The organism is Vibrio sp. ABH4_348 (genome assembly GCF_056159765.1).
In genome coordinates this window covers 745,590-766,722 of sequence record NZ_JBSWVW010000001.1, presented here as the reverse complement: position 1 = coordinate 766,722, position 21,133 = coordinate 745,590, and the positions used below count along the sequence as shown (strand labels likewise).

The window sequence follows — 21,133 nt, the reverse complement described above, 5'->3', positions numbered from 1 at the left end:
TGATCTGATCAAAATGATTAGGTTAGTATGTTTTATGAGCTAAGGCTCATTTTAAAATTCATATGACAAGTAAGGTGATAATCATGGCAGTTAACAAACCATATGGTGACAACAAAAGAATCGGAGCTGTTAAAGGGCGTTCGCAGTTCCAAACACCGTCAGGTCTTTGGGCTAAACGCGATACTAAGACTGGGCGAATCATGGACGTAAAAATGGATGGAGAACCATTTAAGGGGGTGCGTAGAGAACAGAAATGAAAAGGGCAACGAAGTTGCAGCTTCATTGCCCTATAAATCATCTAAGCGAGTTAGACTGAATTGCAGTACAGACTAACTTTTCCTAAGCATGACCACTTAGATTTCGTGAGCATACTCAAAATTTATGTATATGGTCAAGATCTAGTGTGGTTTCTTTGAAAGAGATCCAAGTTATGAGTATTACTAATACAAATACTAATGAAGAAATTGAATACATTTATCGACCTTATATCACAGTTAAAGGAAAGCGAATCACTCGGAAAAATGGTGGAATGTTTAAGATTCCGATCAATAAAACAAGTAAGAAGCACTAAGAATGGGATTGGTGGTTCTTTGAAGAGCCACCAACTTGCTTTATATACGTAGGTGATACTAATGTTGGAATATTTATTCCCTACTTTACTATTGATGGTAACACTGGGATCAATTTACGTTTTCTTTAATGCTCGTAGAAAGAGTAAAGACTCCGAGTCAACTCTTCGCGATGATGGTTTCAATTTTATCTTCTCAGGTAGAGGTTCTAATTTTATAGCATTTAGCCCCTCTACAGGCCGATTTCGATTTGGTAATTTAGTTAAAGGAACGTATGTTGAACGTTCTATCAATACGATCACTAACTACGAGTGGAAGTGGGTTGAGAGAAATGCCCAGAAAATTTCAAACAAATTTTTCTTCTATATCTCTGATGTTGAGTACTCAATGCATGAGGTTTTTTACAATGAAGAAGCAAGAATGGCTGAGGTTGAGTGGGCGAAGCTTCAAGCCGTTATCAGTGAATGCATGTCCGTTTCGAGTGAAAAAGTAAGAACAATGGAAAGACTAGAGCAATATGACTTCTTTGTGTCTCACGCCAGTGAAGACAAGCCTGCGTTTGTGAGGCCTCTTGTTAATGAGTTAAACAAGTTAGGCTTAAAGATTTGGTATGATGAGTTTACTTTAGAAATGGGAGACAGTTTGCGCCGTTCCATAGATTCAGGTCTTGGTAATGCTAAGTATGGCGTTGTTGTATTATCTCCTGCTTTTTTTTCTAAGCAATGGCCTCAATATGAATTAGATGCTCTTGTAAATAGGTCAATGTTAGGTGGAAAAGTTATCTTACCCATTTGGCACGGCGTTGATCATGAGCAAGTCTCTAGGTTCAGTCATAGCTTGGCGGACAAGGTCGCTTTATCAAGTGCTCATCATGAAGTAGAAGAAATAGCTTCACAGCTATTACGAATAATTCAAAAAGAGCAGTGAAATAACGTAAAGATATTTTCTCGTATGTCTGTCTAAATTTAGTTACAGATGTACTATACAATCAACAATATCGTCTTTTGAGGTATTACTTTAAGTCATTGTAAAATAAGCGTTTTGATCTTGCGGAGATAGCTTTCAAATCCCTATCTCTCCGCCACATTAAAAAACCCGCCTTGTGCGGGTTTTTTGCTTCTCGCTGTAGGCTAATTTCTAGTATCTTCGTTACTACCACAAGCGACTTTTTCAGAGTCTGATTGATTACAACAGCTTACCTTAACTGGCTTTTTCGATAGCAACACGCCTATCGCAAGTAAGCCTATTCCGCATAAGAAAACAAGTATAGTCAGAAGTACGGTCAAAGGGTTCCTCCCACTTCTTCATCCCTCACTAAAACTATAATCTGCTTGCGTTGCTTCTCAAGCGAGCTTTTGTAAACGTATTTTCTTTGACGACTATAGGATGTAATGACGAGAGAACAAATTAAACCCTCGCCATTCTTATAGCGCCCTAAGATGAGCAGCTATAGTGCGACACGCCACCAGCTTGGAAATACTCTAGTGGCTTAAGTTGGTAATATTTCTCAGCAATCTGTTCGGTTTGTTCCCCATATGGATCTGAAAATAAATTCTGTAGTTCATGAATAAGACTGTAATCATTTTGATGAGCTTGCTGGTAAGCGGGAACAACTAACCACTCTCGCCAAGTATATTTGGGATTAACTTTTTTCATTTTCTGCGATATTGCTAGGCTGTCGCCTTGTTGGTCAATATGGCTGCGCCATTTGTCCAACCAGTTTTGCCACTGTTCGGATAAATCATTGTCTGGCTCAGCATAGAAGCCGACCCGCAACTCAGCAATGGTATTAGGTATGTTACTCAGCTCTCTGAAGAGAATGGTGTAGTCGACATGGCTTTTCATCATTAGCTGCAACAGCTCTGCAAGTAGCTCGTGATCAAGTTCAACCAAACCGAGTTTGTCTGCCCACATTTGGGTCATTTTCATTTGCATGACCTTGGAAAAGTCATCTCTAACCTTTTCTAGTTCTGCTCTTTTATCTGCGTGTTCGATCAATAAAGGCAGAAGAGCATTACAAAACGTCTCGAAGTTTTTCTGTGCCGCGAGCGGTTGGTTTAAAAAGGAAAAATGCTGTCCACCTCCAGTCCAAGGCTGGTAGTAAGGTTCAAAATACTCGCAGAAACCAAACGGGCCGTAATCAAGCGTGAAACCACCAATGGCGCAATTGTCACTGTTAAAGTTACCTTGGCAGTACCCAACTCGTATCCAGTTTGCAACTAAGGAAGTTAATCTGTCACGAAACTCCGTCGCCAGCTTAATTAGCTGTGTCGGGAGAGGTTGGTTTTGATCGATTTGTTCACCGTACTCTCGAGCAATGATATGTCGCACAATCAATTCTAACTCGTGCAAGGCGGTATGATGTTCTTGTTTTCGAGCCCGACGACTAAAAAGTTCAAGCTGCCCGACCCGCAAAAATGAGGATGCAACTCGCGTAGAAATCGCGACTAGATTTTCTGCCATCACATCTGGATTGTCCGAGCGTGAGCCTTCGCGATACCATGGCCTATCAACCGTATCTGATTTAGACACAAATAGTGATAACGAGCGCGTGCTCGGCACACCTAGCGCATGCATATATTCTTGCGCTAAAAACTCTCTAACACTGGAGCGTAATACCGCCCTTCCGTCGGCACCTCGACAATATGGTGTTGGTCCGCTGCCCTTAAGTTGCATCTCCCAACGTTTACCATTTAACACGCCTTCAAATACAGAGATTGCTCGGCCATCACCGTAGCCATTGCCAGTCTTAAATGGGCATTGTTCGGTGTATTCGGTTCCAAAAATTGATAGGGCATAGCCGGTCGCCCAGCCAACTGATTTCATTGGCTCGGGCATACTTTGCATATCACCTGAAAAAAGGCGTTTGAATTCTTCCGTAGTTGCTAATTCATCATCTAACCCCAGCTCTTTAAAAAAGCGCTGACTGTGAGCTATATAGGTTGGTTCAGCAATCGGCGTGGGAGCAACGGGTACGTAGTGACCAGAAAACACCTGCCGAGGAAAATGATCATCGCCATCACTAGTGGCCTGTGGGTCTTCATTGAGGGAATTGAGTAATGAGTAATCTGCAAGTTCAGCAAATTCTTGAAACGTGCTAACTAATGATGTGTTCGTCAATGACCTTTCTTTTGAGGACACGGAAATACCTACGGATCTGCATTCAATATTCTCATTCTACGCGTTAATGCTTAACAAGACACAAATCTAAACACCTAATCGATTGATTGCTGCTCAAGTCCTTATTTTGGAGCTAACACCTGCCAACAATGAGCAATAAGTTGCTTAATATTGATCTCCACTGTAAATCCCTAAAGCCAGACTTGAATTCATCCCTGTACCTCATTAAAAGACATAAGATTTTGTCCGCAGTAAAACCTAACGCGGGTTGTGCTATTACAGAAAACTGAAATGGAAGAAGGAGTGTTGTGGTGTCTAGTGCTAACCAAGCGGCGTTTTGCGCATCAAATAGGGATATCTTTGATCCACTGGGCCCCTGTCCGCTATCTCTAGACAAAATCCAGTTGATTCCCGTTCGATATGCTCTTGTTGAAGCCGGAGCAAAACATCAAGCCGTAGATAGCCGCCTCAAAAATGATATCAAGTTCAGACCACTAGGTATCAGGCCTATTCCCAAGTTAAGTTACATCTATGTCATTCATAGCGAACGCTCTGACATCATGTACGCCTTTACTGTGGATGAACAAAGCGTTGTCACCAAGCTTGAACAACAAGGTATGCAGGTTAATGAAAGCGGACATCAAGAGTTCGTTTATACCGAGTCCTCAAAAGGGCTAATCGTAAAAAAACGGGGGCATATTCATGTCTTATTCAGCCCAACACCCATCTCGGCTAAGTTACAAGGTCAATTACTCGCAGACCCTGAATTAAAAGCTGAAATAATGCAGCGTTGTAACGTCTCTAACTTTGATGCGATCGACGGTAACAGACATCTATTGCCAACTGACGCGCTAAGCACAAACCTAGCTGATTGTACTCCCGAGATAAGCGCGAACAACATTGATGAACAATGGTGTTGGTTACCCGAAAAACCTCAACAAGTCGATCCAGCCACAATAGTTAGCTCTCGATTACCCGATTATTACGATGATTCCGCAGTACTTATTCTAGAAGATCCGATCGGTATCATGACCGAATTATCTAGTTCATTTATAGGTATTGCTTCTCTGCAAGCCCAATGGCTCAAAGATGATGACAACAGCGCACGTTATTTTGCTGCCTCCCAAACTAAATTACTTAAATCGTTACAACCCCACAACTTCCAACAAAATTCTAATTCAGACAAATTCAAGGCTTTCTTGCAGGGCGAGAACGCTCAAGCCAACTATGAGGAAGTGCGCAATCGCCACTTTGAATTTATTCAGGCTCGTGACAGATTTAGAAGGGTTGTACCTGATGCCACGCAGCGAGTTGATTCCCCCGATGCCATTACCAACACCCCAGAATACAAAGCTTTTGAGAATCAACAAACTTTAAACAAAGAACTGGCCGACCGCATAGGGATTACTCAGCGGGAGCTTGAAACCATTTTTAAAAATGTAGATACACAACAGGATTTGCTGTTAGATGGGAGTAGTTTCGGCCACCGTGGAATTATCGATCGCATCGACGACGAAGCAATGGAAGCGTGGTTCGACCCGGCTCACAAACAAGTAATACGTTGGCACGAGCAACTCGAACAGCTTGATACCGATAAGCTTAAAATAATGCCACAGGCGTATGCGTCAATTGCGGTATTTGATAAGGAAGTCAAAGATGACCTAGTTGCCAGACTGCAAATTGAAAACCACTGGACAACCAACCTTGCCTACCTAAAAGAAAATGAACCTAAGTATCGTGAATTTCTCTTCCACCGAGTCGGTGAACAAAATATACAACTGTTTTGTAGCACCAAAGAAAACTGCGCAACATTTAAAGACAAAACCGGAAAAGATGAACTGGTCAACACAGGAGGTGTCATCGACAACTCCTTAGCAACAGCGGAAGGTGCAGCGCCGTTAAAAGTGCTCACTGATTATTTGGAGGGCAAAGGTTTTACGGAAATTGAGAATCTAACACCCGAAATACGAACGGAATTTAGCTTGCTGGGGTTAAATTTTTTCAACTTGTCAATCAACGAATTAACTGAACTTATAGAAAAAGCGGAAGGCTTGGAGCTTAAAGCTAGTAGTATCACTAAACACTTACCCCTTGGTTTAAGTCTTACTCTACTTGGCCACAAAAAAAATGCCAATATTCAAATTAATGTTGGCAGTCTAGAAGCTGCTGAAAGCATTGATACCAAGCTCGAGCGTATTATTGACCTCAAAATTCAAAGCCAAAGCGTGTTGAGCGAACGTAATAAGGTAGAGCAAATAAAAGGGCTCAGGACCGCTCAAAAAGATGCTTTACGAGCACAACATCAAAGAACCTTGAATGAGTTAGGGTTTGCAAGCCAACAAATCCTCGATGAATTAGAAGCATCTGCGAACCCTATTGCTGAACCCGGTAGCAAACATGCTCCGTCCCAAATTTCAATGACTGTCCAAGACCAATCTATGGAGGATGTTCGCAAAATTGTAGGAACCAAAAAACAGGTGCTACGCAATGAATTTCTCTATGGTGTGCATGAGGCGAACAAACCATGGACTCGGCTACCACTCAATGGGCAGATTGGTGGTGGCTCACTGGCCTTCGCGTTTTTCTTATTAGAAGCTTGGAACTTTGGCCAAACGGCAAAAGAATTAGACAGAAAGTCGAAGTTACGAGAAATAGAACAGTTCGACTTTTGGTCAGATTTGTTGAGTGCATTTTCATCTGGTATTTCTGTCACAACAGAAATTCTTCGAACTGCTACTCAATTGCAGTATTTTCAGGCTATGTCAACGGCTGGTGCCAATGCAATAGGCAAAGTGTTGTCAATTGGAAACACAATTTCAACAGGGGCATTATTTTTTTCCTCATTGTCAAATGGATTTGTTCAATCAGAAAGAATCTTTTCAGGTTGGAAAAAAGGTGATTTGACAGCGGTAGTGGGAGCCAGCTTAGCGCTAGCAGGTGACGGAATACAAGGCTGGCAAGCTGGACGGGTTGCCTATGGCGGCGGTCAACAAATCATAGCCGCAATTGCAGGCAGAACCACTTGGTTACAAGCGGGTAGAACCGTTTTTGGCGCTACCTTACTCGCTAACCCTTGGTTTTTAGCAGCTAGCGCGTTGATGCTAGCGGGCGAGTTTTTATATAACTATACTCAGTCAACTCCACTAATGCAGTGGATCAGTAATTCCTCTTGGGGAAAACCTGACACTTGGTTTAGAGACGGCAATAAAAACTGGGATAGCTTAACCCAGCAAACCAAATGGCTAGAAGTCACACAAACTCCGCAAGTCACAGTCAATGCCCAGCAGTTCTCAACCATTGAATATCGCACCAACTACGGTGTTACCAAGACCTACCATAATGTCTCGAAAATCAACATCATGGTTCCTCAGGCTCAACCCCATCAAGTCCGCATTGCGGGGTTTGTCAAATCGACCAGCTCAGAACAAACGAATGACATCACCCAATCTGTTCTGATTCAACTCGGCAATGTCATTTTTGATGGTATGAACACCCACTACCAACTTGACTGGCCGAAAGACTCAGCGCGACATAAAACTTTGCAGTACTTAGATCTGCTAATAGAAGTTACGTGTCAAACTGGACAAATCTTATTCAAAGAACAGTCTGGTGCACGCTACACAATAAATCTGCAACAGCCTGAAAATTTGGAACCAGTAAAGGGGCAGACAGGCCTATATCAAGTAGAACTGTTAGAAATAGAAGATATGCAGCTAACAACACCGTTCAACTTAAAACAAGCCCTTCAACTAATGAAAATCCGACCGGACAATGATCGATGACTAATACGAGAATCCCATTTTCAGCCGGCCAACGCAGCTCCAGCGCGATAAAAGGCGGCACGGTATTAAGCCCAATGCCGGTAGAGACCAACACAGCATCTCTGACAACCCATGATGTACTGGTCTCGAAAAATGGAGCCTATTTAGAAATTGGCGGTGCTGGAGGTGTTATATTTCAAACTCAACTGATGTGGATTTTATTTCTCATGGGCTGGATTATCCCAGTTGGGGTAACCGTTCAATCTGGAGGAGTAGTTAAACTAATTGATAACTTATATCGAAAAGTTGAGATCAACGGCCAATGGCAAGAAATACTCTCTTACTTTGACCTTTTTGTGATAGTAGGTGGATTTGGAAGCTCAATATTTGGTGGATTTTTTATAGCCTACAAAATCCATGCAAGTGCCCATCAAACCCTCACCCAAACTCTTCCTCCTCGCTTTAACCGCCAGCGCCGTGAGGTGATGTTCTCTCGCTGGAATGAAGACACCAAACAAACCGAATATCGATTTTTCCCTTGGGAAAAAGTGTGTGCACTGGTTGGCCAAAGCAGCGCCATATCTACCGGCGGTGTATTTACCCAAGCCTCTTTGCTTATTGCAGCCAATGATGAAGAAGACTACGGCCATTTTTGGGCAACGGTACAAATAGGTGTGATGACCCAACAGCATGGAGTTCGACTCTGGGAAATGATTCGAAGTTACATGGAGCTAGGACCAGACACGATTGGAGAGCCCTCGCCACTCACCTATGAAGAGCTTAAACAGCAGCATTGTGATGCCAACAATATCAAACCTGAAGAATTTGGTCCTCGTTTGCTCTGGTGGATAATTAATGGCACTTTTCTGGGAATTTGGCGCCAAAACTATCTGGTACAACAAATGGTGAAACACACGCGCCACTTTGATGAAGTCGAAGCGTGGAGCCAACCAATCCCAGAATCAGAATGGGCAAAACCCAGCAAAGCCCTTACTGAGCTCAACACGCTACTCAAGCAAGACTACCAAAAAGGCAAAAACATTCTCACCATTGGTGATGTCAACAAGCGTTATGGCTTAGACCAACACCTAAACCGATTTGGCAGGATGGATAATGAGTAAACCCTCTATCCCATTCTCAGTCGGCCAGCGCAGCTCTAACGCGATGAAAGGCGGCACGGTATTAAGCCCAATGCCGGTAGAGACCAACACAGCTCCTCTGACAACCCATGATGTACTGGTCTCCAAAAATGGAGCCTATTTAGAAATTGGCGGTGCTGGAGGTGTAATATTCCAAACTCAACTGATGTGGATTTTATTTCTGATGGGCTGGATTATCCCAGTTGGGGTAACCGTTCAATCTGGGGGAGTAGTTAAACTAATTGATGACTTATATCGAAAAGTTGAAATCAATGGCCAATGGCAAGAAGTATTATCTTATTTTGACCTTTTTGCTACGGTAGGTGTATTCGGTGGCTCGATATTTGGAATGTGTTTCATCGCCTATAAAATCCACACCAGCGCCCATAAAACCCTCACCCAAACCCTTCCTCCTCGCTTTAATCGCCAGCGCCGCGAGGTGATGTTCTCGCGCTGGAATGAAGACACCAAACAAACCGAATATCGATTTTTCCCTTGGGAAAAAGTGTGTGCACTGGTTGGCCAGAGCAGCGCTATTTCCACAGGTGGTGTATTTACTCAAGCCTCTTTGTTGATTGCAGCCAATGATGAAGAAGACTACGGCCATTTTTGGGCAACGGTACAAGTTGGTGTGATGACACAGCAACACGGAGTTCGCCTGTGGGAGATGATTCGCAGTTACATGGAACATGGGCCTGGAACGATTGGAGAGCCTTCTCCACTCTCCTATGAAGAGGTAAAACAGCAGCATTGTGACGCTAACAATATTAAGCCTGAAGAGTTCGGCCCGGGCATGACCTTTTGGTGGATAATCAATGGCACATTTCTGGGTATTTGGCGCCAAAACTACCTGGTACAACAAATGGTGAAACACACGCGCCACTTTGATGAAGTCGAAGCGTGGAGCCAGCCAATCCCAGAATCGGAATGGGCAAAACCCAGCAAAGCCCTTACTGAGCTCAACACGCTACTCAAACAAGACTACCAAAAAGGCAAAAACATTCTCACCATTGGTGATGTCAACAAACGTTACGGCTTAGACCAACACCAAACAAGCCAACTCGAACCGATTTGGCAGGATGGGTAATGAGTAAACCCTCTATCCCATTCTCAGCTGGCCAACGCAGCTCAAGCGCCATGAAAGGTGGCACAGCACTGAGCCCAATGCCTGTAGAGACCAACACCAGACCACTTGCAATCCATGACGTATTGGTATCCAAAAACCAGACCTACTTAGAGATTGGTGGGGCGGGGGGTGTGATATTTCAAACACAACTGATGTGGATTATGTTTCTCATGGGCTGGATTATCCCAGTTGGGGTAACCACAATGGCTGGTGGAGTTAGTCAAATCATCAGTGGTTTGTATCTACACGTTAAAATAAATGGCCAATGGCAAGAAGTGTTTTCTTACTTTGAGCTTTTTGTGCTAGTCGGTGGATTCGGAGGCTCAATATTTGGAATGTGTTTCATCGTGTATAAAATCCATGCAAACGCTCGTAAAACCCTCACCCAAACCCTTCCGCCACGCTTTAATCGGCAACGCCGTGAGGTGATGTTCTCTCGCTGGAATGAAGACACCAAACAAACCGAATATCGATTTTTCCCTTGGGAAAAAGTGTGTGTACTGGTTGGGCAAAGCAGCGCCATCTCTACTGGCGGTGTATTTACCCAAGCCTCTTTGTTAATTGCTGCCAATGATGAAGAAGACTACGGCCATTTTTGGGCAACGGTACAGATAGGTGTGATGACACAGCAACATGGAGTTCGACTCTGGGAAATGATTCGAAGTTACATGGAGCAAGGACCAGACACGATTGGAGAGCCCTCGCCACTCACCTATGAAGAGCTTAAACAGCAGCATTGTGACGCCAACGATATCAAACCTGAAGAATTTGGTCCTCGTTTGATATGGTGGATAATTAATGGCACTTTTCTGGGTATTTGGCGCCAAAACTACCTCATCAAACAAATGGTGAAACACACTCGCCATTTTGATGAAGTCGAATCATGGAGCCAACCAATCCCAGAATCGGAATGGGCAAAACCCAGCAAAGCCCTTACTGAGCTCAACACGCTACTCAAACAAGACTACCAAAAAGGCAAAAACATTCTCACCATTGGTGATGTCAACAAGCGCTATGGCTTAGACAAACACCAAGCAAGCCAACTCCAACCGCTTTGGCAGGATGGGTAACTTGCGACATCCTTGTCACAGTGTGATAGACACTCGCTTTCGAAGACAACATTGACAACGCACAAGCTTAGTTTGTGACGAATCGGCTTAGTCGATCAGATCTTCATAAAAACTTTGCTCTGATTTGTAGCCATAGTATTTCCATATGTTCGGTACTTTGATTCGATAGCCTCGGACAATGGTTGAAATCCACTGCTTACGAGTATTGGCGACTAGCTGAGATAAGGTTTGATTGATGTTTGACATAATGGCTCTCCTGTTTCGTTTGAACTCATCATATGTCTTGGGCAACCTTCGTTAAGTCGCATTTGTTCAACCTGCAATACTATGTGTTCAAGCACATTAAGTAGGAGTATTTTTCTTTTATAATTTAGAAGGTTATTTAATACTATGCGTGTTGTATGAAAGGAAAGCTTGAACGAGTCCCGCAACGAATTGGCGTATCATGGCGTTATCAAAAGATTGTCGAGGAAGCGAAAAAGATTGATTGGCATCGCCACCTAGAATACGAAATCGCCATACACCGCCACTTTTCTGGAACCTGTTTTATTGGTCACCACGAAACCGTGGTCAATCATAATCACATGATCATGATTGGCCCTGGACTGCCACACGCGGTGTACTCTCACCACAATAGAGATAGCTCCGTTTGTGAAACTCACGTGGTTTGGTTTAGAAAAGAATGGATAGACCAGCTAGTGGGTACTTGCAATGAACTGCAACCACTCAAAGTAATTCTAGAAGATTCAAACCGAGGATTGACGTTCTCACCCGACACAGCTGAAAAAGTGGTTGGGATTCTCGACACGGTTCTTGATCTCCCTCCTCATCGGCAGATCAGCCAGCTAATCTTAGTATTCGCACTGCTTATCGAAGACACTAAACCGCGTAAATTGCTTAATCCGAGGCCAAGTTGTGCGCTTGATGCGGAGAGCACCAATCAGGATAAGCTAGAGAAAGCTGAACGGTTTATGCAATCACATTTTGCCGAACCCATTACCCTTGCCGACCTCGCGAGTCATCTTTACACCAGTGAAAGTAGCGTTAGAAGGCTTTTCCAAAGCCACTTTAAAGAGAGTTTCAGCCAATATTTAAAAAAAGTGCGTCTCAGCGTGGCGTGCAACTTGCTGATCAACACTGATCTTCCAATAAGAATCGTAATGGAAAAGGTTGGCTACGAGAACCAAGCCAACTTCAACCGACAATTTAAGGATTACAAAGGTTCAACACCGACAGAATATCGCAGCGAGATACACGCTCGTCGCTAACTCAAAACTTGTTCACAACAAAAAATCTTGGTTAATGGGAACAAACTTATCTGCCACCTCAGCCAAGCCTTGTGCAGTAAGCCCGGGCACGCCATAGACTTCGACCTTCTTGCCAAATTTGGTTTGAATTCTATCCACTAAAATCTCAAAGTCACCATCACCCGAAACTAGAACAATCGTATCTACTGACTCGGCCAACTCAATAGCATCTAGGGCGATTCCCACATCCCAATCCCCCTTAGCACTGCCATCACGCCTTTGGATAAAAGGTTTAAGCACTACCTGAAACCCTACTCCACGAAGAATATGATGGAACTGTCTTTGCTTCGCATCAGAGGAAGCAATAGCGTAGGCATTTGCCTGTACAACCTCTCGGCCTTGTGAAACCACATACCAAAACTGGTTGTAATCAAAGTTAGCGCGATACTTTTCTCGGGTGGTGTAATAAACGTTTTGCACGTCTACTAAGATGGCTATTTTTTCCATGTTCGACTTAATACAAGCATTTGCCTCAGTATACCCTTTAGAAGACTGCAATAGGTGTTGAAATACCACAAGCGTATATTTTGCCCATTAACTTAAGCATTTATGCGTCCAACTAACTTCCCTCAGCAGAGCTGTTTTGCAATGTCTACACTCTCAAAGAGCCTCGGGAGTTAACATGCCAAATTTCAAAGTGTCGTCAACATGGGTCAAAGTTGTACTTGGCTTAATCATGAATATGACTGCGATATTTTTGCTTAGCATCTCAATTGAAAACTACCAGAAAGAAGTAGATCAGCTATCTGAATAAAAATCCTCACAACGCTACATGATTGATTTGGCTTGGAGCAGTGTCGAGACGATTGAAAGAAAAATTGAGATGCTCACTGTACTCTCTGCCACCAATTCTAAAAATCATCCAATAAATTGGGCAAAGCTTTATCCGGCACTCAAAAATTGGGTCAGCGCAGGTCAAGAAGCTAACGTCAATTTGATTGAAGAAAACCTCTACTTGTCTTCTCTGCTTAACGATCTGCAAAATTCACAGCGTGAACAACGTGAACGAATAGACGATTTGTATCTCACTAACCTTGAATTGGATGAACAAACGACGCTGCTTGAAACTAGAATTAGCCGATTAAAAGTCTTTGCCGTCTTTCTTCAGATTATTGGATTGGCGTTGATTCTTGCTCGAGACCTAAGAATGTCGGATTAGCTGTAGCCAAGACACCCCATCAAACACCCTTTCATTTTTCTTTTTTGCCCTTCGATAAGAGCTGAGACAGAGCTAACAGTAACTTGTTTTTACTATCGACACACAGCGCAAGCGCTGCTAATGTAAATGATATTGATAATTGTTATCAATATCATTTACATTAAAATAACAAGCCCTACAAAGGAATTTAGTCATGAGTACACTCTTAGGAATCCGAAACTTTATACTACGAGTCCTATACAGAATCGTTCGTCCTCTGATATTTTTAATGGAACCAGAAGAGGCCCACGCAGCTTTGAAAAAAGTGGGTATTTTCTTAGGTTCTAATCCAATTACACGAGGGTTAACCAGCCTTCTGTTCGATTACAATCATAAATCCTTGAAGACAACCGTCGATGGTGTCGAATATCGCAATCCGATTGGCTTATCCGCTGGTTTCGATAAAGATGGTGAACTAACCAAGATATACCCTTCTCTAGGTTTCGGTCTCGCTGAGCTTGGGTCATTTACCGGTGAAGTCTGCCCCGGAAACCCAGGACGTCGACTATTCAGAATGGTCAAATCAAAAGCCATTGTGGTTTGGTATGGTCTAAACAACCAAGGTGCTGAAAAAATTGCCCAGCGACTCGCCAATGCTAACTTTGGTCGCTTACGGGTTGGAATCAATGCCGCTAAATCGAATATCACTCCTGAATTTGTATTGGAAGATTCTATCGCGGATTACTTAAAGACCATGCGAGCGTTTAAAGACATTGGTGATTACTTTACCGTCAACATCAGTTGTCCAAACACTCAAGATGGCGAACCTTTTGTTAATCCTGATTACTTAGATGCACTACTTTCCGCCATTAACGAAGAAATTCGTCCACTGACTGACCGACCAATTTACGTAAAGTTAGCGGCTGATATGACTCTTGAAGAAATCAATGTCATTGTTGACGGATGTATTGCTCACAAGATGGACGGAGTTGTACTGACTAATCTAGCAAAACCCGAAACGAATGAAGAGCATATTCCAGAGGAATACCCTTCAGCACAAGGTAAGCTGCCAAAAGGTAAAGGTGCAATGAGTGGATTGCCACTTCAACGTATCTCGACCAACGTTATTCGCCATGTTTATCGTCGTACTCGCGGTAAAATCACCATTATCGGTGTGGGTGGTGTATTTAGCGCAAATGATGCCTACGAAAAAATCACATCAGGAGCCAACTTACTGCACATGATTACCACTATGATTTTTGATGGTCCTCAGAACATTAACGAAATCAATCGTGGCTTGGTAAAACTTCTTAACAAAGATGGGTTTAATTCAATTGAAGAGGCTGTTGGTTCAAGAAACCCTCTTCCTCCAATAAAAGTAGAATCGATCGAAAGTGCTGATTCACACCCAGAAGAAAAGGTAGCCTAACGTGTTACATAGTGAACCGTGTTTTGCGTCTATCGTGCACCAATTGCCTGAGCAATTATACGTCGAATTTAAACATGCCCTCGAAAACGGGTCATGGAGAAATGGTCTGCCGCTTAGTGAAAAGCAACGCAAGGCTTGCGAGAAGGCGGTACTCATTCGAGAAGTTAAGGCGACGAGTTTAGTTCAATAGAATTTTCGCATCACACCGTTCACTGATAATCTGCTACGTGCCAATCAAACTTGGGACGTAGCAGACCTAATCCCACACAAACTGTAACGTTGCAGTTTTATTTGATAATAATTATCATTTTCAAATAAATGTAAGGAGTGACCGTGCAGTTTAACGCTTGGATTAAAAAAGAAATCGATACTTATCACTTTCAGCTCACTGACTCGACCGTCGAGTTTCATATCGCAGAGAAAAACCTAAATAAACAAGGTGCGGTGCCCAGTGTCATTATCGAGTTTTACAAGGCTGCCGAACAGCTCAGTAAAATCGCGCAAAAGTTTGGTGACGACAAGAGTTATCTTCAGGCTTTACGAAAAATCTATACTCGAATGATGGTCATCTACGACGATGATTCAAACAGCTATGAAGCCAGAACCATCAGCAAAAAGTATGCTCGAATAGCGTTAACGCATATCTGCAAACTATATGATTGCTATGAGATAAACGAAAAAGCAGCAATTTTACGACGAGATTTCGTAAAACGCTGCTCTTGAACTGAAGTGATAAAACAGAATTAGAGCTGAGATACTTTTTGGTAAATGGTGTTGACCATAGCCTGTAGCCCTTGAGCTCGTGTTGGCGTAAGTTGCTTTTCCAACCCTAAACTTTGCAGAAATACTTTGATATCAAATGATAAAATATCGGATGCGGTTTGATTCGAAAGTCCAATCGTCACAACTGCAACTAAGCCTTTCACTATCGCGGCATCGCTAGTTCCAGTCAATACCACCTTGCCCTCTTTCTGCTCTACGTTTATCCAAACTTTGCTTTGACAGCCATGAATTTCATTGGATTCTGTTTGTGCCTCTAACGGTAGATTTGCATACTTTTCACCTAATGAAATTAGGTACATGTATTTGTCTTCCCAGTCGTAACAACGATCAAAATTCTTTATTATTGTTTGTCTATCCACTGCTCTAATCCAAAATCCAACTCAAAAACGTAATTCAAAAACCTTATTCAAAAACCTTATTCAAAAAAAAGCCGAATACGCTCAAGCTTTTCTACCAGAAGATCAACTTCTTCTTTGGTGTTATAAACGGCAAAAGATGCTCTACACATCGATGATACGCCATACTTTTTCATCAACGGCATTGCACAGTGGTGACCTGTTCGAATCGCGATACCATATTTGTCTAAAAAGCTACCGACATCAAAAGCATGAATGTCATTGAGATTGAATGAGATGACACCTGCCCGCTTAGCTGGACCATAGATGGTAACACCTTGAGTTGAAGACAGTTTTTGATACGCATATTCAATCAAGTCATTATCGTACTCGGCAATCTCATCAAGACCGAGTTCTTCAACAAATTTGAGAGCTTCACCAAAGCCTATGATTCCAGCAACATTAGGGGTACCTGCTTCGAATCGCCAAGGAATGTCGTTGAAGGTAGTTCCGTCCTCAAGATCGACTTGCGAAATCATCGCGCCACCGGTTTCAAATGGAGGCAACGCATCTAATTGGTCTTTTCGACCGTAAAGCACTCCGATTCCAGTCGGTCCGTAAAGCTTATGAGCGGAAAATGCGTAGAAGTCACATCCTAGATCTGAAACATCTACCGCTTGGTGGACGATTGCTTGCGCACCATCGACAACGGAAATGATTCCTTGTTGGCGACAAAGTTGACAGATGTCTTCGACAGGATTAATCGTGCCCAATACATTAGAAACATGGGCAACCGAAATGACCTTGGTTTTTTCGCTAATTAGGCCTTTCAGTTCGTTCAGATCCAACTCACCGTTAGTATCCGAATACAAGATTCTTACAGTCAACTGGTGGCGCTTGGCATAAGTTTGCCAAGGGACAATGTTAGCGTGATGTTCCATGTCAGTGATGATGATTTCATCACCAGCGTTTAGCACAGTATTACACAAGCCGTGGGCAACAATATTAAGCGACGCTGTGGTGCCGGCAGTAAAGACAACTTCTTCTCGATATGAAGCACCGATAAAAGATTGTATGTGAGTACGTACTGACTCCATCGCATCTGTTGCGTTAGCGCTTAAAGAATGAATGCCACGGTGAACCGCGGCATTTTCTTTTTGGTAAAACTCGTTTGTTCTCTCTACTACGCAAATGGGCTTAAGAGCGGTTGCCCCACTGTCTAGATAAACCAAGGGTTTGTCGTTTACCTCTACATTGAGAGTGGGAAATTGCGCTCTAATTTTTTGCTGTTCAATCGCCATTCATACTGCCTTGAATTGCTTTATCTATCGCCTCGACAACAACGTCTCGGATACTCTGTACTTCAATAAAGTCGGTCACTTCATTAGCAAACGCCATAGTCACAATTTTCTCGGCTTGTTTACGTGAAATACCACGAGCCATTAGATAGAAAACCTGATCTTGGTTGATTGCACCTGTTGTGGTTCCGTGACTGCATTTTACATCATCTGCGTTGATTTCAAGTTGCGGTTTTGTATTTACTTGGCTTTTTTCACTGAGCAATAGATTGTGGTTGTCCATCTGACCGTCAGTTTGAATCGCACCTTTTGCGACTTTAATCATGCCGTTGAATACAGCAGTTGCTTGGTCTGTTGCAATGATTTTATGTAGCTGTTCACTGTCACAGTGTGTCGAATTATGTTCAAGATAAGTTCGCGTATCGAACGTTTGATTGCCTTGCGGTAGCGACAAACTATTCACTCTAAGATAAGCATTGTTGCCATTGAGCTCGGTGCTGATTGTCCTACGGATCAAATGACCTGAAAGCAAAAAGCTTTGGCTATTAATGCGCGCATCTCGTCCAACAATGATGTCATTGTGGCTAAAGTGATGACTCTGCTTTGCTCCTTGAATCACGCAGTAGTGCTCAAAGCTTGCATTATTACCGACGTTTGCCGAAAGCCTACCGGTGTGAAATACGCCTTGCTGGTTTTCTGGGTTTAGTGATAAGTACTGTTCAACTACATTAACCGATGCACCTTGCGCAATGTCGATATGTTGACGTGTCACACTAGAGCCAGAGTTCAAATTCGCATCAATGTTGACAATGTGGATTGGTTTTTCAACCTCGACGTTAGGCTTAACCTTTATGGTTAATACACTTTTCGCCAGCGCTTCATTAAGATGAAGGAAGATCTCAGGCTCAACAGCTTGCGGGGCTTCAAACTCGGACGAACTAACAATCGCAAATTCAAATGCAGCATCTTCAGTCTTTGATAACGATTGGTCGAACTGGCCGTCAACGAACACAAATCGGATCGCATCAATATCAAGCAGTTGAGATTCAAATGCTTGTTGATCTATATTCGCGCTTGAAGGGCTAGCGACAAAGTCTATTGTTTTAAAAGACTCAAGCGAGGTGTATTTCCAGTCCTCGTGCTTAACCGTTGGCAGGCCTTGTTCAACGTATTTGGCCCAATGATCCTGCTGAACACCACTCGCTTGTTTGTTATCTAACCAGAGCTGATTTAGGCTTTTACACTCATCACTCATCGCCAGTAAGCCACCCATAGCCTTTCTCCTCTAGCTCCGCCACCATAGAAAAATCACCAGACTTGATGATTTTGCCTTTATACAACACATGAACGTGGTCAGGCTTTATGTAGTTTAGGATTCGCTGATAGTGGGTAACAATCACAAATGAACGATTGCCATCTTTCAACGCATTAACGCCATTAGAGACTTCTTTTAAAGCGTCAATATCCAAACCTGAGTCGGTCTCATCCAGAATACAAAGATCCGGATCTAACATCGCCATCTGCAGTATATCGTTACGCTTTTTCTCACCACCAGAAAAGCCAACGTTAACCGAGCGTTTGAGTAGATCCTTCGGCATGTTAAGAAGCTCGATTTTCTCTTCAATCTTGTCCGCTAGCTCAAACTTTTCTAATTCAGGAAGCCCGCGATATTCACGCACTGAGTTGACTGCGGCTTCTAAAAACAGGTGATTCGACACGCCTGGAATCTCAACTGGATATTGAAATGCCAAGAAGACGCCTTCTCCAGCTCGCTCGTCTGGGTCCATATCTAGTAGGTCTTTACCTTTAAACTCGACTTCGCCCCCGGTCACTTCGTACTCTTCGCGACCAGCCAACACGCTAGCGAGCGTACTTTTTCCTGAACCATTTGGGCCCATAATGGCGTGAATTTCACCCGGTTTAATATCAAGGTCAATTCCTTTCAGGATTTCTTTACCTTCAATTTCGGCACTTAGATTATTTATAGTTAGCATGATTTATCCTACGCTGTGCTCAAGGCTGATAGAGAGCAGTTTTTGGGCCTCAACGGCAAATTCTAGTGGCAATTCTGAAAACACGTCTTTACAGAAACCATTGACTATCATCGAGATAGCATCTTCTTCGGCAATACCGCGTTGGCTACAGTAAAACAGTTGGTCTTCACCAATTTTGGTCGTCGTTGCTTCGTGTTCAACTTGAGCTGAGTTGTTGCGAACTTCAACGTACGGGAAGGTATGGGCGCCACACTCTGCGCCAATCAACATGGAATCGCATTGTGTGAAGTTTCGGGCGTTTTGGGCACCCGGCAAGATCTTAACTAGACCGCGATAGCTGTTCTCGCTTTGTCCAGCTGAAATGCCTTTAGAGATAATGGTCGACTTGGTGTTTTTACCAATGTGAATCATTTTGGTCCCCGTGTCTGCCATCTGTTTACCAGAGGTCAAAGCCACAGAGTAGAACTCACCGATTGAGTTATCGCCTTGTAAAATGACACTCGGATACTTCCAAGTAATTGCAGAACCTGTTTCAGATTGAGTCCAAGACATTTTTGAGCCATTGCCTTCACACAACGCTCGCTTGGTGACGAAGTTTAAAATTCCGCCGTCAGTATCTTTACCTGAGAACCAGTTCTGAACCGTTGAATACTTAACCTGTGCATCGCGATGAATAATGACTTCAACGACTGCAGCATGTAGTTGATAACTGCCATGAGCGGGCGCTGAACATCCTTCAATGTAGCTAACGTAACTATTTTCATCAGCAACCAAAATGGTACGTTCAAACTGGCCAGTTTTAGAAGCGTTGATTCGGAAATAAGTCGAAAGCTCCATCGGGCAAGTAACGCCTTTTGGAATGTAAACAAATGTTCCGTCAGATGCGACTGCCGCATTCAACGCAGCAAAGAAATTATCTTCAGGAGGAACAACCGTACCTAAGTATTTTTTCACCAACTCTGGGTGCTCGTGAATAGCTTCACTAAACGAGCAAAAAATAATGCCTTGTTCAGCCAATTTGTCGCTGAAAGTTGTCTTCACTGAAACAGAGTCAAAGATAGCATCTACTGCCACATTACTTTGTTCGTCGACAGGAACACCTAATTTATCAAACGCTTCTTTTACTTCTTCCGTTAAGTAGTCATCTGAGGCACTTTGCTCGGTATTCGAATCACAAGAGTTGTCACAATTGCCACAACTCGGCGCTGAATAATAGCTGTAATCTTGGTAGTTGAGTTCTGGATACTCGGCTTTCAACCAATGTGGTTCTTCCATGCCTTTCCAGATCTCAAATGCCTTCAGTCGAAACTCCAACATCCAATCGGGCTCGTTTCTTTTTGCAGATATAGCTCGAACAACGTCTTCGTTAATACCTTTTGAAAACTGGTCAACATCTAGTTCACTAAAGAAACCTTCTGGATACGCCTCTTTCGCCATCCATTCTTGAACGTCTTCTTGAATTTCAAATGGTGCTTCACTCATAGCTGACCCCACCTGACGTTATGTAACAGTGGTTACGACACATTAAAACTTTCTCCACACCCACAGGCGTTTTGTACTTTTGGATTGTTATATTGGAATGTTTGGTTTAGACCTTGGCGAACAAAATCGACTTCCGTACCGTCTAGGTATGGCATCGCGCTAATTGGCACAAATAGCTTTGCTCCCTCACGACCAAACTCTAAATCAGTAGGGTCAAGTTCCTTTGCCACTTTGAGGTCATAAGCAAAACCAGCGCAGCCGGATGGCCTTACACCGAGTCGCAGTCCGAATACACCTTCAGACTCGCTCAATTTCAAGATTTGTCTTACGGCGGTGTCAGACAAAGTCACGCCCTGCCAATTATTTTCGGTTGGGTCGAAGCTATCGATATCACTGGTTAAATCGGCCACTGCTCATTCCTTAACACGATCCACTCTCATTTGGGTATGAATGATATTAATTATCATTAGCATATTCAACCATGCGTTGCCTCCGGTTATAGAATAATTAGGCAGTCAATGTAATAAGGTGACGAACAAGCCGATGATTAAGAGTTAAATGATTCAGCCTAAACACCGAATT

The 21,133-nt window shown here is 43.1% G+C and carries 21 protein-coding genes; 12 read left to right on the top strand and 9 right to left on the bottom strand.

What is annotated here, in order from left to right; genetic code table 11:
• Positions 1–83 precede the first annotated feature (83 nt).
• On the top strand, positions 84–257 hold the full coding sequence (locus ACXAFJ_RS03555; RefSeq protein ID WP_206376118.1) for a hypothetical protein: 174 nt from the start codon (positions 84–86) through the stop codon (positions 255–257).
• Between the two features lie 375 nt (positions 258–632).
• A complete protein-coding gene (locus ACXAFJ_RS03550; protein ID WP_475321465.1) occupies positions 633–1,496 on the top strand; it encodes a TIR domain-containing protein in 864 nt (287 codons plus the stop codon).
• 507 nt (positions 1,497–2,003) lie between these two features.
• On the opposite strand, the gene ACXAFJ_RS03545 is transcribed toward ACXAFJ_RS03550, so the two are convergent.
• Positions 2,004–3,689, bottom strand: coding sequence for a protein adenylyltransferase SelO (locus ACXAFJ_RS03545; protein WP_475321464.1), 1,686 nt, complete (start codon positions 3,687–3,689; stop codon positions 2,004–2,006).
• A 311-nt stretch (positions 3,690–4,000) separates the two neighbouring features.
• Here ACXAFJ_RS03545 and ACXAFJ_RS03540 point away from each other — a divergent pair, with 311 nt between their 5' ends.
• From ACXAFJ_RS03540 to ACXAFJ_RS03525, 4 genes are read left to right on the top strand one after another with little or no spacing between them, the layout of a single operon-like run.
• The gene (locus tag ACXAFJ_RS03540) at positions 4,001–7,471 is read left to right on the top strand and encodes a toxin VasX (protein ID WP_475321462.1); all 3,471 of its coding nucleotides are present in this window, start codon (positions 4,001–4,003) and stop codon (positions 7,469–7,471) included.
• Positions 7,468–8,571, top strand: a complete 1,104-nt coding sequence (locus ACXAFJ_RS03535) for a hypothetical protein (protein ID WP_475321461.1) — start codon at positions 7,468–7,470, stop codon at positions 8,569–8,571. The genes ACXAFJ_RS03540 and ACXAFJ_RS03535 overlap by 4 nt, the downstream gene beginning before the upstream one ends.
• On the top strand, positions 8,564–9,676 hold the full coding sequence (locus ACXAFJ_RS03530; protein WP_475321460.1) for a hypothetical protein: 1,113 nt from the start codon (positions 8,564–8,566) through the stop codon (positions 9,674–9,676). Before ACXAFJ_RS03535 ends, ACXAFJ_RS03530 begins: the two co-directional genes overlap by 8 nt.
• Positions 9,676–10,785 carry a hypothetical protein gene (locus ACXAFJ_RS03525; protein WP_475321458.1) on the top strand — a complete coding sequence of 370 codons (1,110 nt, stop codon included), beginning with the start codon at positions 9,676–9,678 and terminating at the stop codon, positions 10,783–10,785. Before ACXAFJ_RS03530 ends, ACXAFJ_RS03525 begins: the two co-directional genes overlap by 1 nt.
• 87 nt (positions 10,786–10,872) lie before the next feature.
• On the opposite strand, the gene ACXAFJ_RS03520 is transcribed toward ACXAFJ_RS03525, so the two are convergent.
• Positions 10,873–11,031: a hypothetical protein gene (locus ACXAFJ_RS03520; protein WP_475321457.1), complete on the bottom strand. Its 159-nt coding sequence runs from the start codon at positions 11,029–11,031 to the stop codon at positions 10,873–10,875.
• Between the two features lie 155 nt (positions 11,032–11,186).
• Between ACXAFJ_RS03520 and ACXAFJ_RS03515 the strand changes: the two genes are divergently transcribed.
• A complete protein-coding gene (locus ACXAFJ_RS03515; protein WP_475321456.1) occupies positions 11,187–12,053 on the top strand; it encodes a helix-turn-helix domain-containing protein in 867 nt (288 codons plus the stop codon).
• A 12-nt stretch (positions 12,054–12,065) separates the two neighbouring features.
• Here ACXAFJ_RS03515 and ACXAFJ_RS03510 read toward each other — a convergent pair whose 3' ends face one another.
• The gene (locus ACXAFJ_RS03510; protein WP_475321454.1) at positions 12,066–12,539 is read right to left on the bottom strand and encodes a LabA-like NYN domain-containing protein; all 474 of its coding nucleotides are present in this window, start codon (positions 12,537–12,539) and stop codon (positions 12,066–12,068) included.
• Between the two features lie 175 nt (positions 12,540–12,714).
• Here ACXAFJ_RS03510 and ACXAFJ_RS03505 point away from each other — a divergent pair, with 175 nt between their 5' ends.
• From ACXAFJ_RS03505 to ACXAFJ_RS03485, 5 genes are all read left to right on the top strand, one after another.
• Entirely contained in the window at positions 12,715–12,846 is a 132-nt protein-coding gene (locus ACXAFJ_RS03505) for a hypothetical protein (RefSeq protein ID WP_475321453.1), read from the top strand.
• A gap of 69 nt (positions 12,847–12,915) precedes the next feature.
• Entirely contained in the window at positions 12,916–13,251 is a 336-nt protein-coding gene (locus tag ACXAFJ_RS03500) for a hypothetical protein (protein WP_475321452.1), read from the top strand.
• A 193-nt stretch (positions 13,252–13,444) separates the two neighbouring features.
• Positions 13,445–14,659, top strand: a complete 1,215-nt coding sequence (locus ACXAFJ_RS03495) for a quinone-dependent dihydroorotate dehydrogenase (protein ID WP_475321450.1) — start codon at positions 13,445–13,447, stop codon at positions 14,657–14,659.
• A 1-nt stretch (position 14,660) separates the two neighbouring features.
• Positions 14,661–14,849: a DUF1315 family protein gene (locus tag ACXAFJ_RS03490; RefSeq protein WP_475321449.1), complete on the top strand. Its 189-nt coding sequence runs from the start codon at positions 14,661–14,663 to the stop codon at positions 14,847–14,849.
• A gap of 143 nt (positions 14,850–14,992) precedes the next feature.
• The gene (locus ACXAFJ_RS03485) at positions 14,993–15,382 is read left to right on the top strand and encodes a hypothetical protein (protein WP_475321448.1); all 390 of its coding nucleotides are present in this window, start codon (positions 14,993–14,995) and stop codon (positions 15,380–15,382) included.
• A 20-nt stretch (positions 15,383–15,402) separates the two neighbouring features.
• Here ACXAFJ_RS03485 and ACXAFJ_RS03480 read toward each other — a convergent pair whose 3' ends face one another.
• From ACXAFJ_RS03480 to sufA, 6 genes are read right to left on the bottom strand one after another with little or no spacing between them, the layout of a single operon-like run.
• Entirely contained in the window at positions 15,403–15,801 is a 399-nt protein-coding gene (locus ACXAFJ_RS03480; protein WP_475321447.1) for a SufE family protein, read from the bottom strand.
• Positions 15,802–15,857: 56 nt separating this feature from the next.
• Positions 15,858–17,078: a cysteine desulfurase gene (locus tag ACXAFJ_RS03475; protein WP_475321445.1), complete on the bottom strand. Its 1,221-nt coding sequence runs from the start codon at positions 17,076–17,078 to the stop codon at positions 15,858–15,860.
• Entirely contained in the window at positions 17,068–18,348 is a 1,281-nt protein-coding gene (sufD, locus tag ACXAFJ_RS03470; RefSeq protein ID WP_475321444.1) for a Fe-S cluster assembly protein SufD, read from the bottom strand. The genes ACXAFJ_RS03475 and sufD overlap by 11 nt, the downstream gene beginning before the upstream one ends.
• On the bottom strand, positions 18,323–19,069 hold the full coding sequence (sufC, locus tag ACXAFJ_RS03465) for a Fe-S cluster assembly ATPase SufC (protein WP_475321442.1): 747 nt from the start codon (positions 19,067–19,069) through the stop codon (positions 18,323–18,325). The genes sufD and sufC overlap by 26 nt, the downstream gene beginning before the upstream one ends.
• A gap of 3 nt (positions 19,070–19,072) precedes the next feature.
• A complete protein-coding gene (gene sufB / locus ACXAFJ_RS03460) occupies positions 19,073–20,551 on the bottom strand; it encodes a Fe-S cluster assembly protein SufB (protein ID WP_475321441.1) in 1,479 nt (492 codons plus the stop codon).
• 32 nt (positions 20,552–20,583) lie between these two features.
• Positions 20,584–20,961 carry a Fe-S cluster assembly scaffold SufA gene (gene sufA, locus ACXAFJ_RS03455; protein WP_475321440.1) on the bottom strand — a complete coding sequence of 126 codons (378 nt, stop codon included), beginning with the start codon at positions 20,959–20,961 and terminating at the stop codon, positions 20,584–20,586.
• Between the last annotated feature and the right edge of the window lie 172 nt (positions 20,962–21,133).